Origin of the sequence: Pseudaeromonas aegiceratis (assembly GCF_046254905.1) — a bacterium.
Classification (GTDB): Bacteria; Pseudomonadota; Gammaproteobacteria; order Enterobacterales; family Aeromonadaceae; genus Pseudaeromonas; species Pseudaeromonas aegiceratis.
In genome coordinates, this window is sequence record NZ_CP158016.1 from 1,588,172 (window position 1) to 1,604,477 (window position 16,306).

Annotated in this window: 17 protein-coding genes; 15 read left to right on the plus strand and 2 right to left on the minus strand. The window is 61.2% G+C overall.

Annotation, left to right across the window (positions count from 1 at the left end):
• Positions 1 to 15 precede the first annotated feature (15 nt).
• From ABHF91_RS07555 to pmrB, 7 genes are read left to right on the plus strand one after another with little or no spacing between them, the layout of a single operon-like run.
• On the plus strand, positions 16 to 672 hold the full coding sequence (locus ABHF91_RS07555; protein WP_409422845.1) for a thermostable hemolysin: 657 nt from the start codon (positions 16 to 18) through the stop codon (positions 670 to 672).
• Positions 669 to 2,132: an AMP-binding protein gene (locus ABHF91_RS07560; protein WP_409422846.1), complete on the plus strand. Its 1,464-nt coding sequence runs from the start codon at positions 669 to 671 to the stop codon at positions 2,130 to 2,132. The genes ABHF91_RS07555 and ABHF91_RS07560 overlap by 4 nt, the downstream gene beginning before the upstream one ends.
• The gene (locus tag ABHF91_RS07565) at positions 2,129 to 2,797 is read left to right on the plus strand and encodes a TenA family transcriptional regulator (RefSeq protein ID WP_409422847.1); all 669 of its coding nucleotides are present in this window, start codon (positions 2,129 to 2,131) and stop codon (positions 2,795 to 2,797) included. The genes ABHF91_RS07560 and ABHF91_RS07565 overlap by 4 nt, the downstream gene beginning before the upstream one ends.
• On the plus strand, positions 2,787 to 3,620 hold the full coding sequence (locus ABHF91_RS07570) for an SDR family oxidoreductase (protein WP_409422848.1): 834 nt from the start codon (positions 2,787 to 2,789) through the stop codon (positions 3,618 to 3,620). Before ABHF91_RS07565 ends, ABHF91_RS07570 begins: the two co-directional genes overlap by 11 nt.
• The gene (locus tag ABHF91_RS07575; protein WP_409422849.1) at positions 3,617 to 4,255 is read left to right on the plus strand and encodes a tetratricopeptide repeat protein; all 639 of its coding nucleotides are present in this window, start codon (positions 3,617 to 3,619) and stop codon (positions 4,253 to 4,255) included. The genes ABHF91_RS07570 and ABHF91_RS07575 overlap by 4 nt, the downstream gene beginning before the upstream one ends.
• Before the next feature lie 39 nt (positions 4,256 to 4,294).
• Positions 4,295 to 4,963, plus strand: a complete 669-nt coding sequence (locus ABHF91_RS07580; protein WP_409422850.1) for a response regulator — start codon at positions 4,295 to 4,297, stop codon at positions 4,961 to 4,963.
• Positions 4,963 to 6,048, plus strand: a complete 1,086-nt coding sequence (gene pmrB / locus ABHF91_RS07585) for a two-component system sensor histidine kinase PmrB (RefSeq protein WP_409422851.1) — start codon at positions 4,963 to 4,965, stop codon at positions 6,046 to 6,048. The genes ABHF91_RS07580 and pmrB overlap by 1 nt, the downstream gene beginning before the upstream one ends.
• Positions 6,049 to 6,122: 74 nt before the next feature.
• On the opposite strand, the gene folD is transcribed toward pmrB, so the two are convergent.
• Positions 6,123 to 6,977 (minus strand): bifunctional methylenetetrahydrofolate dehydrogenase/methenyltetrahydrofolate cyclohydrolase FolD, encoded by an 855-nt coding sequence (folD, locus tag ABHF91_RS07590; protein ID WP_409422852.1) that lies wholly within the window; start codon positions 6,975 to 6,977, stop codon positions 6,123 to 6,125.
• A gap of 116 nt (positions 6,978 to 7,093) precedes the next feature.
• Entirely contained in the window at positions 7,094 to 7,672 is a 579-nt protein-coding gene (locus ABHF91_RS07595) for a PhnA domain-containing protein (RefSeq protein ID WP_409422853.1), read from the minus strand.
• Positions 7,673 to 8,367: 695 nt separating this feature from the next.
• On the opposite strand from ABHF91_RS07595, the gene ABHF91_RS07600 reads away from it, so the two are divergent.
• The 8 genes from ABHF91_RS07600 (at position 8,368) to ABHF91_RS07635 (ending at position 16,305) form a co-directional block, all read left to right on the plus strand.
• Entirely contained in the window at positions 8,368 to 8,760 is a 393-nt protein-coding gene (locus tag ABHF91_RS07600) for a hypothetical protein (RefSeq protein WP_409422854.1), read from the plus strand.
• 151 nt (positions 8,761 to 8,911) lie between these two features.
• Complete coding sequence (locus tag ABHF91_RS07605; RefSeq protein ID WP_409422855.1) at positions 8,912 to 9,388, plus strand: PEP-CTERM sorting domain-containing protein; 477 nt, start codon at positions 8,912 to 8,914, stop codon at positions 9,386 to 9,388.
• Positions 9,389 to 9,558: 170 nt separating this feature from the next.
• Positions 9,559 to 10,746: a hypothetical protein gene (locus ABHF91_RS07610; protein WP_409422856.1), complete on the plus strand. Its 1,188-nt coding sequence runs from the start codon at positions 9,559 to 9,561 to the stop codon at positions 10,744 to 10,746.
• 11 nt (positions 10,747 to 10,757) lie between these two features.
• A complete protein-coding gene (locus ABHF91_RS07615) occupies positions 10,758 to 12,248 on the plus strand; it encodes an undecaprenyl-phosphate glucose phosphotransferase (RefSeq protein ID WP_409422857.1) in 1,491 nt (496 codons plus the stop codon).
• Positions 12,249 to 12,271: 23 nt separating this feature from the next.
• Positions 12,272 to 13,189 carry an EpsD family peptidyl-prolyl cis-trans isomerase gene (locus ABHF91_RS07620; protein WP_409422858.1) on the plus strand — a complete coding sequence of 306 codons (918 nt, stop codon included), beginning with the start codon at positions 12,272 to 12,274 and terminating at the stop codon, positions 13,187 to 13,189.
• Positions 13,186 to 13,974, plus strand: coding sequence for an SLBB domain-containing protein (locus ABHF91_RS07625; protein WP_409422859.1), 789 nt, complete (start codon positions 13,186 to 13,188; stop codon positions 13,972 to 13,974). The genes ABHF91_RS07620 and ABHF91_RS07625 overlap by 4 nt, the downstream gene beginning before the upstream one ends.
• 16 nt (positions 13,975 to 13,990) lie before the next feature.
• Positions 13,991 to 15,409, plus strand: coding sequence for a Wzz/FepE/Etk N-terminal domain-containing protein (locus ABHF91_RS07630; RefSeq protein WP_409422860.1), 1,419 nt, complete (start codon positions 13,991 to 13,993; stop codon positions 15,407 to 15,409).
• A complete protein-coding gene (locus tag ABHF91_RS07635) occupies positions 15,403 to 16,305 on the plus strand; it encodes a CpsD/CapB family tyrosine-protein kinase (RefSeq protein WP_409422861.1) in 903 nt (300 codons plus the stop codon). The genes ABHF91_RS07630 and ABHF91_RS07635 overlap by 7 nt, the downstream gene beginning before the upstream one ends.
• Position 16,306 lies beyond the last annotated feature (1 nt).

Here is a 16,306-nt window from a genome sequence, read left to right on the forward strand (position 1 = left end):
ACCTCAGGAGCTTGTATGGAACCTGCCTTGCTATCCGCTCAACCTAGCCGTCAGCAACTGGCCCAGCTGCAGTTTGCGCTGCAGCGGCCCGATGCGGCCTTGACTCAGTTTGTCGCCGAACGCTTTGCTGCGGTGCACGGGGCGCGGGTGGACGCCCTGATGCCCTGGCAGGCGGTGTTGCGGCGGGCCGATGGTCAACTGCTGGCCAGCGTCGGCTTGCGCCTGGCCGGCCGTGAGCCGCTGTTTCTGGAGCAGTACCTGGACTATCCCATCGAACAGCAGCTGGCCGCCCAGCTACAACTGCCGGTGGACCGGGCCGCCATCCTGGAGCTGGGTAACCTGGCCTCCTGCGGCGGCATGGCCCGGCTGCTCATTCTCCTCATGGTGCGTTATCTCAACCAGCAGCAGTTTCGCTATGTGAGCTTTACCGCCACCACCCAGGTGCAGGGGCTGTTTGAACAGTTGGGGCTGGCACCGCTCACCCTGGCCAGTGCCCAGGCTCAAAGGGTCAGGGATCCCGACTGTTGGGGCCGCTATTACGACCACAGTCCCATGGTGTTGGCGGGCAGCATCACCCAGGGCTGGCAGCGGCTGCAGGCCAGCGGCCTGGCGTCCAGGCTGGACGGATTGCCCGATTGTGGGCTGGATCTGGCGCAGGAGGCCGGTGCATGAGGGCCCTGTGGCAGCAATTGGCCCGCTGGGCCGAGGAAGGGCCCCAGGCGCCGGCTCTGCTCAGCCCCCGGGGCAGCCTGGATTACGCCGGACTCTGGCAGGCCGTGGAGGAAGGTGCCGAACGCTGCCGGGCCATCGCCCAGCCGGGGCGGCCCCTGGCGCTGGCCGGTGACAATTCCCTGGGCTGGGTGCTGGCGGATCTGGCCTGTGCCCGGGCTCAGGTGCCCTGTGTGCCTGTGCCGCCGTTTTTTAGCCCGCAGCAGAGGGACCACCTGCTGCGCGACAGCGGGGCCAGCGGCCTGCTGCTGGCCGACGGCCGGCACTGGCAGCATCAGCCCTTGCCGCCGACCCCCGAGCCCGCCTTGCCGGTAGGTTGCCTCAAGGTGACCTACACCTCGGGGACCACGGGGCAGCCCAAGGGCATCTGCCTGGGGGGCGAGCAGCTGCTGGCCACCACCCAGGCCCTGGCCAGGCGCCTCGGGCAGATCCCGGGTAAGCGCCACCTGTGCACCATGCCCTTGGCTGTGCTGCTTGAGAACCTGGCAGGGGTCTATCTGCCGCTGCTGCTGGGCCGCGAGGTGCGGTTGCAACCCCTAGCCAGTCTGGGGCTAGGGGATCTGGCGCGGCCGGATCCCGCCGCCTTTGTCGGCGCCCTGGCGACGTCAGGCGCCGATAGCCTGATCCTGCTGCCCGCCACCCTAGGCTGGCTGGTGGCCGGGGTGGAGGCTAACCCTGAGCTGGCCGCGCCCTGGTCCCTGCTGGCGGTGGGGGGCGGCAAGAGCAGCGTGCAGTTGCTGGCGCGGGCCCGTCGTCTGGGGCTGCCGGTATGTGAAGGCTATGGCCTCTCCGAGGTGGCGTCCGTGGTGGCCTTGGGTGATCCTCTGGCGCCTGTGCTGGGTTCGGTGGGCCGGCCGCTGGAACATCTGGCGGTAAAGATTGCCGAGGATGGGGAGATCTGGCTGGGCGGCAATGGCCACCTGGGGATCTTGGGTGAGCTCGACTCGGCTGCGCCCTTCTGGCAGGCCAGCGGCGATCTGGGCCACTGGGATGCCGAAGGCAACCTGCAGGTGCAGGGGCGTAAAAAGTCGACCCTGGTGACCGATCTTGGCCGCAATGTCAGCCCCGAATGGCTGGAGGCCGAGCTGTGTGCCGTGCCCGGCGTGCTGCAGGCCTGGGTCTATGGCGATGAAGCCACCGGCATCCAGGCCTTGCTGTTCGCGCCCCGTTGGGCGGCCACCCCGGACGCGCTGGCTGAGCGGCTGCAAGCCTGCATGGCAGCGCTACCCGGTTATGCCCGGCTGCAGGGCTGGCGGCTGACCGATACCCCGTTTTCCACGGCCCTGGGCGAGCTCACCAGCAACGGTCGCCTGCGCCGAAACACCCTCTATCACACCCGTTTAGATCATCACCGCCAGGGCGCCGCCGACGAGACACGCCTGAGCGCAAAGGAGAACCTATGAGTTTTTACGCCCAACTGCTCAACGATACCCGGGCCGAGCGGGAGTACCTGCTCAGTGCGCCGGCCATCCTGGCCTGCCAGCGGGGGGAGATCACCTTGCCCCGTTACCTGGCCTTTCTCACCCAGGCCTACTATCACGTGCGCCAGACGGTACCGCTGTTGATGGCCTGTGGCAGCCGGCTGGATGAACGGCATCGCTGGCTGTTTGATGCCATCACCGAATACATAGAGGAGGAGCGGGGGCATGACCGCTGGATCCTGAGTGACATTGCCCAGGCCGGTGGCGATGCGGCGGCGGTGGCGTCTGGGATGCCGGCCCTGGCCACCGAGCTGATGGTCAGCTATGCCTGGGACAGCATACAGCGGGGCAATCCGGTCTCCTTCTTCGGCATGGTGTTGGTGCTCGAAGGCACCAGCGTCAATCTGGCCACCGCCATGGGCCAGCTCATTCAGCGCACCCTGGGGTTGCCGGATTCGGCCATGAGTTACCTCTATTCCCACGGCAGTCTGGATCAGGACCACATTCGCTTCTTCGAAACCTTGATGGATCGGCTTGACTCACCGAGCGATCAGGCGGCGGTCACCCACATGGCGCGGGTCATGTACCGCCTGTATGGCGATGTGTTCCGCTCATTGCCCATGGAGGCCATGGCAGATGCAGCCTGAGCGTCAATCTTGGGCCCTGGTGACTGGAGCCAGCGGTGGTATCGGCCGCGCCCTCTGTGACCGTCTGTTGCAGGCCGGCTGGCCCCTGCTGATGGTGGCGCGGCGCACTGGGCCGCTGGCGGTCCAACTGCGGGAATTGCAGTCCGCCTATCCCGACGGCCAGGTGGCGATGCTGGCGCTGGATCTGGCGGGGGAGGCGGCGGCCAGCATACTGGCCGACTGGTGCCAGGTGCGGGATCTGCATCTGGGACTGCTGGTGAACGCGGCGGGCGTACAAGCCTTTGCGCCACTTAGCGAGCAGACGGAGCGCGCCATACTGGCGCAGATCCAGCTCAATCTGCTGGCGCCTATTCGGCTGACCCGAGCCCTGTTGCCCTTCATGGATGGCCAGAGTCAAGTGGTGAACCTCGGCTCCACCTTCGGCGATATCGGCTATCCGGGCTTTAGCGTCTACTGTGCCAGCAAGGCGGGCTTACACCAGTTCAGCCAGGCCTTGGGTCGCGAGCTGGGGCCGGATGGGCCGCGGATCTGCCTGCTGGCCCCCCGGGCCACGGATACGGATCTCAACGCTGGCGGCGTGGCGGCGCTCAACCGTGCCATGGGCAACGGGGTGGATAGCCCTCAGCAGGTGGCACAGGCCCTGATGGCGCTGCTTAAGGGGGGCCGGCGGCGTTACCTGGGGGGGCCTGAACGCCTCTATGTGCTGCTCAACCGCCTGTTCCCCGGCCTGCTGGACCGCGTATTGGGCGGCCAGCGGAAAAAGATACTGCAGTTTTGCCGCGCGGACACTCCCGCGGACACACTCAAGGAGCCACAGTCATGACACAGTTTCGCACCTGGATGTCGCTGGCCAGTCTTGCCAGCCTGTTACTCTCGGCCAGCGCGTTGGCGGGCGAGCTTGATTACCAGCAGTTCTCTGCTCGCTGGGCTCAGGCCAACTATCAGCAAAGTGGCGATGCCAAGGAGGCGGCCCTGGCCAAGCTCAGCGATGAGGTCCGGTCCGCCAGTGCTGCCGCGCCGGCTGATCTGGCATTGAAGACCTGGGCCGGCATCATCATCGGCAGCTATGCCGGGGCCAAGGGGGGCCTGGGGGCCTTGGGGTTGGCCAAGGAGGCCAAGGCGGACTATGAGGCGGTGATCGCTCAGGATCCGGCCACATTGCAAGGGTCGGCGCTCACCTCGCTGGGCGTGCTGTATTACAAGGTGCCGGGGTGGCCGCTGGGCTTTGGTGATGACAAGAAGGCGGCTCAGTTGCTCACCCAGGGGCTCAAGTACAATCCCCATGGCATCGACAGCAACTATTTTTATGCCGATTTTCTGGCGAGCCAGGGCAACAAGCAGCAGGCGCTGGCCTTCTTGGACAAGGCGCTCAAGGCGGCGCCTCGCCCCGGGCGGGAGTTGGCCGATACCGGTCGGCACAAGGAGATCCAGGCGTTACAACAACGGCTGCAGCAGTGATAGGATGCCAACAGCACTGTGACGAAGGGATATGGCTGGATGAAAATCCTGGTGGTGGAAGACGATGAGCTGTTGCGACAAGGCCTGCTGAAGGCCTTGCAACAGGAGCAATACAGCTGCGATGCGGTGGCCAGCCTGGCCGAGGCCGAGGCCCATGTGGGGGTGACCCAGTATGGCCTGGTGCTGCTGGATCTGGGGCTGCCGGATGGGGATGGTCTGACTCTGCTCAGGCGTTGGCGCCGGCAGGGGCAGGCCATGCCGGTTCTGATCCTGACGGCCCGGGATACCCTGGATGAGAAGATCCAGGGGCTGGATCTGGGTGCGGATGACTATATGGTCAAACCCTTCGCCTTGGCGGAGCTGCAGGCCCGGGTCCGGGCCTTGCTGCGCCGGGATCATGGTCAGGCCAGCAATCGTCTGGAGTGTGGTGACCTCTGCCTGGATCTGGATGACAAGCTGGTGACCCTGGATGGCGCCCCCGTGGTGTTGACCCGCCGTGAGTTTGCCCTGCTGCGGCGCCTGGCCATGGCTGCCGGCAAGACGGTGAACCGGGAGCGGCTGCAAGAGGATTTGTACGACTGGCAGGACGACATCGGCTCCAATACCCTGGAGGTGCACATTCATCACCTGCGGCGCAAGCTGGGGGCCGAGCGGATCAGCACGGTGCGGGGCGAGGGATACCGGCTGGAGAAGGAGATCACGTCTTGATGGCGCCCTGGCGTACCCTGCGGGGCCGGCTGATCATACTGCTGGCCCTGATTTTTTTGGTCGGCCAGACCATATTGGTGCTGCGGGTGTGGCATGAGACCCAGGAGCAGGTCTACATCCTGGCTAAGGCGGCCCAGGATCAAAAACTCACCGATGCGGAGTTGGCCAAGGAGTCTGCTGAAGCCATGGAGGCCCTGCTGCTGGCCTCGGCGGGGCAGAGTGTCCTCATGCTGTTGCTGGCCTACGTCGGCATCAGCTGGCTGGTGTCGCCGCTGAAGCGGCTCTGCCAACAACTGGCTGCCCGGGATCCCGGCAATCTGCAACCGGTCACCCTCACGGGGCATACGGAGGAATTGCAGGCAGTGACCCTGGTGATCAACCAGTTGTTCTCAAAATTGTCCCTGGCATTGCAGCGAGAACGGCAGTTTACCGCCGACGTGGCTCATGAGCTGCGTACCCCATTGGCGGGCATCAAGCTCAATCTGGAACTGCTGCAGAGTGAAGGGGTGCCCGGTGTGGATCCCCTGATCGCCCGGCTGGACGATCTGCACCGCAGCGTGGCGCAACTGCTGCAGATGGCTCGACTGGAGCCCAAGTTTGTCATGGGACTGCAGGAGCAGCTGGAGCTGGTCAGCAGCGTCATTCAGCCGCTGCAGCCGGAGCTGGAGCGCTTGGCCGCTGAGGCCCAGATGCAGATCCACTGGCAGCTGCAACCCTGCTGGGTCAAGGGGGAAGGGGATCTGCTGCGCCATCTGCTGCGTAACCTGGTGGAGAATGCCGCGCGTTACGCCCAAGGGGGGCGGCGGATTGACATCAGCTTGGCCCGCGAGGGGGAGCGGACTTGGTTGCGGGTGGCCGATGAAGGTCCCGGGGTTCCGGAGTCGGAGCTGTGCCGTCTGACGGATGCCTTCCGCCGCTTGGATCAACGGGGCAGTGGCGTGGGGCTGGGGCTCAATCTGGTGGCCCGCATCTGCCAACTGCATGGCGCCAGCCTGCAGTTCACCAATCGCCCGGCGGGCGGGTTGCTGGTGGCGGTGGGGTTGCCGCGATTAGCGGAGGCCCCTGGCAGCATGGTCAGTCGGTAGGCGGCTGACCGTGGCCAGGTATAAAGAAGCATAAAAAAGGGGGCGCATGGCCCCCTTTCCCATCCGAAAACCGGTTAGCTGTGGTATTCCTCACAGGCCTGCAAGGTGTTCTCGATGAGGCTGGCCACCGTCATGGGGCCCACCCCACCAGGGACGGGGGTGATAAAGGCGGCCCGTTCGGCGGCCGCCTGGTAGGCGACATCCCCCACCAGGCGGCCATCGGTCAGGCGGTTGATCCCCACATCGATGACGATGGCACCGGGCTTGATCCAGTCGCCGGGAATAAACTCGGGTTTCCCTACCGCCACCACCAGCAGATCGGCCTGGCGCACGAAGGACGCGAGATCCTTGGTGAACCTGTGGGTGGTCATGGTGGTACAACCGGCCAGCAGCAGCTCCAGGGTCATGGGGCGTCCCACTATATTGGAGGCACCGACGATGACGGCATTGAGGCCATAGGTGTCTACCCCGGTGCTCTTGATCAGGGTCATGATGCCCTTGGGCGTACAGGGGCGCAGTGCCGGGATGCGCTGCGCCAGACGACCTATGTTATAGGGATGGAAACCGTCCACGTCCTTGTCCGGTACTATGCGTTCGATGACCAGGGTGGAGTCGATGTGCTTGGGGAGAGGAAGCTGGACCAGGATGCCGTCCACCTCAGGATCGCCGTTGAGCCGGTCGATCAGGGTCAGCAGGTCGGCCTGGCTGGTGTCAATCGGCAGATCATAGGAACGGGAGACAAAGCCCACCTCTTCGCAGGCGCGGCGTTTGCTGCCAACATAGACGCGGGAGGCGGGGTCTTCACCCACCAGGACTACGGCCAGACCCGGAGCTCGCAGCCCCTGATCTACACGGGCCTTGACGGCGTCGGCGACCTGTTGACGAATGGCGTGCGCAATCGATTTCCCATCGATAATCTTGGCTGACATGCTTCCTTCTCACCTTACTGGTATGGGACGGGCATTGTCGCATTTTTTTAACGACTTGGTTAGCCCGCCAGGGGCGCAGCTGGTGCGCTCGACCAATTCTTGGACAGGCGCAACGCCTACGCCTTTTTCAGGTAGGCCGCCACCAGCACTATCTGTACCCCGTTGATCTTGCCTTCGATGTGCAGGGGGTTGTTGGTCAGGCGGATCCCTTTGACCAAGGTGCCACGTTTGGCGGTAAAGCCTGCGCCCTTGACATCCAGATCCTTGATCAGGGTCACCGCATCACCCTCCTGCAGACGGGCGCCGTTGCTGTCCAGGGTGGGCGCCGCATCATCCTCTTCAACCTGCGTGAGCCCGGCGTCCGCCCAGGCTTGGGTTTCCTCGTCCAGATACAGCATGTCCAGCAGATCCTGGGCCCAGTGTTCCCCTTGAGCCACCAGATGCTTTAGCTGTCGGTAGGCCATGACCTGCACGGCCGGCACCTGACTCCACATGCTGTCGTTGAGACAACGCCAGTGTGCCGCCTGGCTGTTATCGGCCTGCAGCAGGTTTGCCCGGCAGCTTGGGCAGAGCAAGACGCTGTGCTCGGCAGTAGCACTGGCCGATGCGGCAACCTGCACGGGCTGGAGATCCTGGTCGGCGCTACAGAGTTCACAGCGACCGCCGCTGCGTGCCATCAGTTGGGAAACCGTCATGATTCATTCCTCATCGTTAAATGGCCGCGAAATATAGCACAAACTGTCCGGTTGTTTGGTTTCAACCTGGCAGGCTTGTCAGGGGAGAGGAGCTGGAAACAGTGATAGATGAGAATTGACCCCCATGATGGGGGCCGATAGAATGCGTATCGCAGTATCCTGTTAGGAAGTTGTTAGTCCTCAGGGTCATCCGCCGTGTAATTTGCCGCTATAAAAGGTTTCGAACGGATTCTTTTGCGACGCGGAACACTCAAATTGTTTGTAGGGTGTTACGCAAATGAATCGCGTTGAACGAAAACTGACCGAGGCTGGTGCAATTGACACCTTTTGGTGCGTCAACTCCATGCGCCGCTCGGCAGTGATCAACAATAGATTCCTCCACGCGCCATCAGACTGACATATCAGTCCAGTAAAAAGGCTTAGAGCATACATCTTAGCCAGTTGCTGTTTCTGGGTTTATCCAACCCTTAATACTACATATGCCGTAAAAATGACTGCCTCTGGCTTGTCATGACGGGCTATGGATATTTTTCAGAATATTCAATATGCCTAATGCAACTTATGTGGCATTTAAATCTGCCAAGGCACGCTCCTTGCAAATGTGATCTGGAGCGCAAAACAGGATGTGGTTATGCCGAGTGAGTCGGCCTCTGTGCTCAAGGACGCTGGTTTTTTGCAGGTATGAGGGATTCGCCATGACTATTTTCTTTGTCAGATTGCTTCGGTGTTTCGCGCTGGCCCTGATGTTGGGGGGCAGTCTTTCCTCTCAGGCCGCTCAGGTTATCTCCTTGGAACTGAGCCTGAGTGCCACCGATATGGGGACGCTCGTCAGTCGGATCCCCCAGGCTACCGCGAAGGCGACATCGGTTAGCTACGGGTATGGCAGCTTAGCCGCTGGACCGGTGGCAGCCACCTCGGTGGCGTTGAGCGCCGTGGCACGCGAGGATGCGGCATTTGCCTCGGCGGCCAGCACCAATGGGTGGCTCAGGGGGATGGCGGCACCGCTGCTGATGTTGGCGGGACTGCTGGTGTTGGGACTGGTGCGGCAGCAGCGTGCGAGCCGCTTCTACAACGGCGTTTCGTTATAAGGAATTTGCAAAAAGATCCGTCTTTTTGCAACAACGACTGGATGTCTGTTTATCCAGTTAAAACCGGAGGTTCGGTCTGTATCGCCAGAGAAGGTGTCAGCCGAATCGATGACGACTGCAATGTCAGTCAACCATGAAATGGAGAAACGTTATGAAAAAATCCAAGTGGCTGGGAGCTTTCTTGGTCGGCGTTATGGCGCTTTTGGGCAGCAACCTGGCCAGAGCGGATCTGTATATTTCATCTGAACTTACGTCTGTAGGTTATCTGGTGAAATTCCTCACGGCGGGGGCTGAGGCTGGCTATGCGGTGGTCACACTGGATGGCAACAGTTTCAGCTACGACTCCTCCTCGAATGTGGTCGTAACGCCCGGCAGTTCATCCGATCTGATCGTGGCGACCCTGTCATCCGGTACGGCAGCGCTGAGTGACGGTTCTTACGGCTGGTTGACGCTGAAGCCCTCTGCCGGTTCCACCATGGCCGTGACCATAGCCGGGACAAACCTGGAAGTTACCGCACTGCCCGAGCCTGGCACCTATGCCTTGATCGGTTTGGGTGTGGCTGGTCTGCTGCTGGCCCGTCGTCGGCAGAAGAAGTCCGATATTGCTCTGGGTCAATTCGCCGTTTAATCCGATGAAATGATTCATCGTTAGGTGTGTAGGCGCAGGGATGACAGTGTGTTGGATGAAAATCACCGACTGTTATTCCTAGGCTTGGCTAAGGGGATCCTGGGGGGTCTGTTTAGCCAAGCCGATAAGCCAACGACAAGACAACAACGAACAATAACATCGAGACGAGTATGAAGGGCAGGGGAGCCGTTAGAACAGTTGGCCAGCCACGCTGGGCGGGCATGCTTGGCATGGTGTTACTGGGCAGTATCAGTACTCAGGCCAGCGCCGCTTCGGATGACAACCTGATCATGGATGTCTCTGTGGGCATTCAGCATGAGGACAACCTGTTCCGGTTACCGGATGGCGAGGATGCGCCCAAGGGGCGTGCCGATACCATAGTGATCCCCAGGGCTCGTTTAGGCTATCAACAGGAGTTTTCCCGACAGACGTTCAGGGTGGATGCCTCGGCTTTTTCACCCCGTTATCAACAGCATGACACCCTCGATTATCATGGTTACAGCCTGTCGGCCGCCTGGCTTGGACAGCTGGGGCGACGCTGGCAACCTCAGTTGGGTTATCAGAAAAGCTATGAGTTGTCCTCCTATGAGGATGTTGAGTCCGGCATCATGGACATGCTGCGGCGTCAGCACGTTAATGGCGGCTTGTCCTATGGGCGGCAGGGGCGCGCCAGGGTGGGGATCGATGGCTGGCTGGATCAGAAGCGCCACGGCAGCAGTACCTACTCCCAGCTCGATCTGGATGAGACAGGGGTTGGGGTGCAGGGGCACTTCGCCAGTCGACGAGGGGCGGGGGCCACTCTCAGGTTTGAGAGTCACTGGATCGAGTACCAAGAGCCGCTGATCTCAACGCTGGATTATCGGCTGGACAAGTTGCGGCTACGCCTTAATTGGCCCATCAGTGCCAAGATGGAGGCCTCAGCCGATGCTGGCTACATGCGCTGGACCTTTGACGATGATTCGAATCAGAGCAGTTGGTTGGGCGGTGCAGCCTTGCGCTGGCGGCCAACGGACAAATTGGCTCTGGGTTTGAACTACAACAAGGACTCTCGCGAACCTGGCTACAACCTGCGGGTCGCCTATTCCGAGAAGGCCGGCTTTGATGCCAGTTGGCAACCATTTGAGAAGTGGCGTCTGCACGGAACGGCCACCCGGGAGTGGTCACAATTTGGGCTGAGCGATACGACGGCCACCATCCGCAAGGATGTTACCTATGTCTATCGCACGGAACTTGAGTGGTCGCCTTTCGATAAATTCAGCAGCCAGCTCTATTGGACTCTGGGAAACCGGAATTCCAGCCAGGCCAGCACGGAGTTTGATTACCAGACAATTGGCCTCTTGCTCAAATACAGCTACTGACAGGACAGCTTATGGACAATATGACGACGGATGGAATCGCCTTTGGCCAGACAAGCACCAACGGCCAAACAACCCACTACCAGCATGAGCTGGGCATGCCCACCATGGCGGCCCGGCTCAGTGAGATGGAGAAGGTGGCGCCGCTTGCCACCCTATTCAAGTCTTTCCTCGACCCCATCATGGTGGTGTTGACCCTCTACCTGTTGCACTTTGCCTTCGATGTGGTCTTCATGGGCACCGAGCTCATCCTGTCCGTCATCGCCTTCTTGTTGACCCTGGTGCTGATGGACGGGACCTTCCTCTTTATGCCTGGGGACACCAGCAATCGGAAAGTGCTTGGCGTATTCCTCGGTAACTGGCTGTTAATAATTGGGATTTTGCTGCTGGTTGGCTATGCCAGCGGCATCAGTGATTACTTCTACCCACCCTATATTCTGACTTGGGCCATCGTGGCGCCGGTTGTCTTGCTGGTCAGCCATGCGGCCGTGCGCCAGTTTGTCATGCGGCCCATGCATCAGCGCAAGCGGCGCGTGGCCATAGTGGGGGCCAACATGGCCGGTCAGGCGCTCCGTGAGCGCATCGAGCGCAATGGTTATCTCAACATGGAGTTCGTTGGCTATTTCGACGACCGGGAGCTGGAGCGCCTGGAGGGCGTCCCCGAGTCCGAATTGCTGGCCAAGCTGGATGAGATCCCGGCCTATGCGGCCGAGCACGGCCTGGATCGAGTGTACATTTCGCTGCCCATGTCCTCGCAACCCCGGGTGATGCGGCTGCTGGATGAGCTCAAGGACAGCACGGCTTCCGTCTATTTTGTGCCGGATTATTTTATCTACGACATGATCCAGGGACACGTGGATTACGTGGCCGGCATGCCGGTGGTCTGTATCTGCGAGTCGCCGTTCCGTGGGCTCAAGGCGGTGGTGAAACGGCTGGAAGATGTGGTGCTGGGCACGCTGATATTGGCGCTGATCTGGCCCATCATGCTGGTCACGGCCATCGCGGTGAAACTCACGTCCCCCGGGCCGGTGATCTTCAAACAGCGTCGTTATGGCGCCGATGGTGAGAGCATCCTGGTCTACAAGTTCCGCTCCATGACGGTGATGGAAGATGGCGACAAGGTGCAGCAGGCCACCAAGCACGATCAACGGCTGACCCCCATCGGCGGCTTCCTGCGCAAGAGTTCGCTGGATGAACTACCGCAATTTCTCAATGTGCTCGACGGCAGCATGAGCATAGTGGGACCCCGTCCCCACGCCAATGCCCATAACGAGTACTACCGCAAGCTGATCAAGGGCTACATGATCCGCCACAAGGTGCGACCCGGCATTACCGGCTGGGCCCAGGTGAATGGTTGCCGCGGTGAAACAGATACCCTCGATAAGATGGAGCGCAGGGTCCAGCTGGACCTGGATTATCTGCGCCATTGGTCGCTGTTTATGGACCTCAAAATCATCCTGATGACGGTGCTACAGGTCATCAAGAAGGATGCTAACGCTTACTGATCCGAGACGATAAGAGAACTCCTATGACAAACAATAATCGCTTGCTGCTGGGCACGAGTTTGCTGCTGGCTACCTTGCTGACCGGGTGTGGTGACAAGGACAAACCGGTCGGTAGCCAGGTGCTGGCCAGCGTCAACGGCAAGGAAATCACTGTCCTGCAGCTGAATTACCTGCTGGCGCAACAAAACGGTTTGCCGCCGGCCCAGCAAAAGAGCAAGCAGCAGTTGCTGGATCAGCTGGTCGACCAGGAGGTGCTGGTACAGAAGGCCGATGAGTTGAAGCTGGATCGCAATCCCAATGTGTTGCAGGCGCTGGAGTTTTCTCGTCGGCAGGTGCTGGCCCAGGCGGCGGCCACTCAGGAAATGGGTTTGCCGATGGAGCCGAGCGACGAGCAGCTCAAGGCTTTTTACTCGGCACACCCGGATCGGTTCGCCCAGCGCCAGATCTTCACCTTGGCCAATTTTCTGATCCCCGTGGACGCGCTGTCCGAGGCGGCCATGGCGGCCTTGGACAAGGCGTCGGATGCCGAGCAACTGCGCGCCATTCTCAAGGCACAAGGCTATAGCTTCTCCGAAAATCAGTCCGAGGTGCCGGCAGAAAAGCTACCGGATACCTTGCTGGACAAGCTGGTGAGCATCAAGTTGGGCGACATAGTGCAATTGCGGCAGGGACAGCAGGTGCTGCTGATCCAGCTGGCGCAACGCACGCCGTCCCCCATCAGTTTCGACAAGGCCAAGCCACAGCTGCAGAACTTGGTGAAGCAGAGCCAGCTGCGTGAACAGGCCGAACAGAAGATGGTGCAACTGCGTCAGGCCGCCAAGGTGGAATATCGTCAGCGTTTCGAGGACGCGGCACCGGCTGCCAAACCGCAAGCAGCAGAGACGGCGGCGACGCCCGCCGGGTCTGAACACATGGAACAAGGGTTGAAGGGGCTGCAATGAGACTATTTCGACTGGTGTGGCTGGCGTTAGGGCTCAGCAGTGCCGTTTGGGCCGCTGAGGGCGTTGATAGCCTGTACAAGTTGGGTCCGGGCGACGTGGTACGGGTGACCGTCTATGACCATGCGGATCTGGCGCTTGAGGCGGAGATCGCCGGCGATGGCAGCTTGCGGATGCCCCTCGTCGGCTCCGTGGATCTGGGTGGCATGACCTTTACCCAGGCGGAAGCCCGCATCGCCGAACGCCTGCAGGCCGGTGGTTTTGTCAATCACCCCCAGGTGAACCTCTTCATCTCACAATATCGTAGCCAGATGGTGTCCGTGGTGGGGGCCGTCAATCAGCCCGGCCGCTATCGTCTGGATGGCGATACCACCCTGGTGGGCATGTTGGCCACGGCGGGCGGGATCTCAGGCACCGGCGGGGACAGCTTCTACCTGATCCGGGATGGCCTGCGGCGGCGTTTTCGGCTGAGCGATCTCTCCAGCGACGGCGCCGGCGATGAGCTCGGCAAGGTGTACCTCAAGCCCAACGATCAGATCTATGTGCCCAAGCAGGCCCAGATCTATGTCTACGGCGAGGTGCAACGGCCCGGCGTGTACCCCTTGGAAGAGGGGATGACGGTGGTGAAGGCCATCGCCATGGCCGGTGGTTTCACCGGCAAGGCCGACAGCGATGACATCGATATTCAGCGTAGCGAGGCCCAGGCTCAACAGGAGCGTCAAGAGGCCAGCCTCAGCAGTGTGCTGCAGGCCGAGGATGTGCTGTTTATCGGCGAAAGCCTCTTTTAATCGGCGGACGAAGACCATGACTGTTCAACAATTTCTCACCATCTTGCTCTCCCGCAAACGTCTGTTTGTGGCCGTGTTCGTGCTGGTGTTGCTGCTGGTGGTGGTGGCCAGCCTGTTGCTGCCCAAGAAGTACCTGGCCCAGGCGGTGATAGCCGTAGACGCTGGCAACGCGGACCCGGTTTCCCTGACCATGGCCAATCTCTCCGGTCAAAATCAGAACTATTTGGGCACCCAGGCCAGCATGTTGGCCAGCCATAACAGTGCCCGCAAGGTGGTGCAGACATTGAAGCTCACCCAGTTTCCTGCCATCCAGGCCAGTTATCAGGCCAGCAATCCTGGCCCCGGCGACAACATAGTTGATTGGCTGGCCACCATACTGCTGAGCAACCTCACGGTGGAGGCCGGCAAGGGCAGCAGCACCCTGACCCTGAGCTATAAGGCCACGGACCCCCAGTTTGCCGCGGCGGTACTCAATGCCTTTGTGGATGCCTACAAGTCGGTGGTGGTGGACAGCCGGGTGGAGATGGCCAAGCAGAACGAGGCGTTTTTTCAGACCCAGCTCGAAGAGCTCAAGCAGACCATGGCGCAGAAACAGCAACAGCTGGCGGATTATCAGCGTGAGCACGGCCTGATCGAGGCACCGGACGAACGTCTGGATCTGGAAAACCAGAAGCTGAACTTTCTGGCCAGCGAGGTGGCCCAGGCCCAAGGCGAACTCACCACGGCCAAGTCGAAACTCACCGAGCTGAGCCATGGGGCAGCGCCGGATGTGATGGCCAATCCTGTGATCCAGCAGATGACCCTGCAGTTGGCGCAGCAGGAGAAGTTGTTGAGCGAAGCGGCCCAGCGAGAGGGGCCCAATCACCCCAACTACAAGCAGGCCGCTGCCCAGGTCGTGGCGACCAGGGCGCAGCTCAACAAGCTCAAGAAAGAGTACTCCACCATGATGCGCTCTCAAGTGGAAACCACACAGAGCCGGGTGGACTCACTCAATACGCAGCTGGACCAGCAAAAGAAGACGGTGCTGGACATGAAGGGACAGCTGGCCCAGTTGGACATCATGCGGCGCGGCGTGGAGAACGCCCAACGCAACTTCGACCTGCTGATGCAGCGCTGGTCCGAGTCCATGCTGCAAGCCAATGCCAGCATGACCAACGTGACCGTGCTGCAGCGGGCCATACCGCCGACTACCCCGGTGAGCCCTGTGCTCAAGTTCAACCTGTTGATCGGAACCGTGCTGGCACTGTTCTGTGCCGCAGCACTCAACTATGGCCTGGAGTGGCTGGATCGCCGAGTGCGCTGCATCGACGACGTGGAGCGGGATCTGGGGGTGCCTGTGCTGATCGCACTGGGTGCCGAGCGCCAGAAGAAGAAAGCCGTGAACAAGCTGCCGGCGCCGGCGGGACGGTTGGTTAATCAAGAGGGGGCATGCTGATGACGATTCATGACAGTACTGTGGCCAGTTACGCCCTGGTGGGAGGACATGGTGAACAGGATGAGTTGGGGCGGGTCGGCCACCTGCTCATCAGCGAAGGTAAACTCAGCGAACATCAGGCCGGCCAGGTGGTGCGCCACCAGCAGGAGCATGGTGGTAAGTTCGGTGAGGTGGCCGTGGCCCTTGGCTTCATCTCCGCCGCCGATCTGCAGCGGGTTCTGGCCCAGCAGTTTGCCTATTCGGTCTTGACCCCGGGGGAAGGGGGGCTGGATGACAGCCTGTACATGGCCTTTACCCCCTTCGATCCGGACAAGGAAAAGATCAAGGGGCTGCGCAGCCAGCTGCAGCTCAACTGGTTGACGGCAGACAACAAGCGTCTGCTGATCACCGGGGTGGACGAGAGTGCCGCTCGTGATCAACTGCTGGGCAATCTGGCCATCGCCTTTGCCCAGGCCGGCAAACGGACCCTGATGCTGGACGCTAACTTGCGCAATGGCGGGTTGCACCAGCTGTTTGGCCTGAGTAATCCGCGGGGCGTGGCCGATTACCTCGCCGGCCGGGCGCAGCTTGGCAACCTCATCCAGCCGGTGGCGGCACTCGAGAACTTGTTTCTGCTGAGCCGTGGTGCCGAGGCTCCCAATCCCCAGGAGCTGCTCTCCTTGCCCTCACTGCCACGGTTACTCGACGGGGTGGAGAGCGCCTTTGATGTGATACTGATCAGCGGGGCGGATCTCCTGGAGGCCTATGACAGCCAGATCCTGGCGGCACTGATCCCCGGTGCCCTGTGCGTGGTCACGGAGCGGCGTACTCGGCTCAAGGCGCTCAAGGCCATGCAACAACGCCTGCAGTTGGCGCAATGCAATCTGCTGGGTTGCATCTATCAGCATGCCCGGTAGG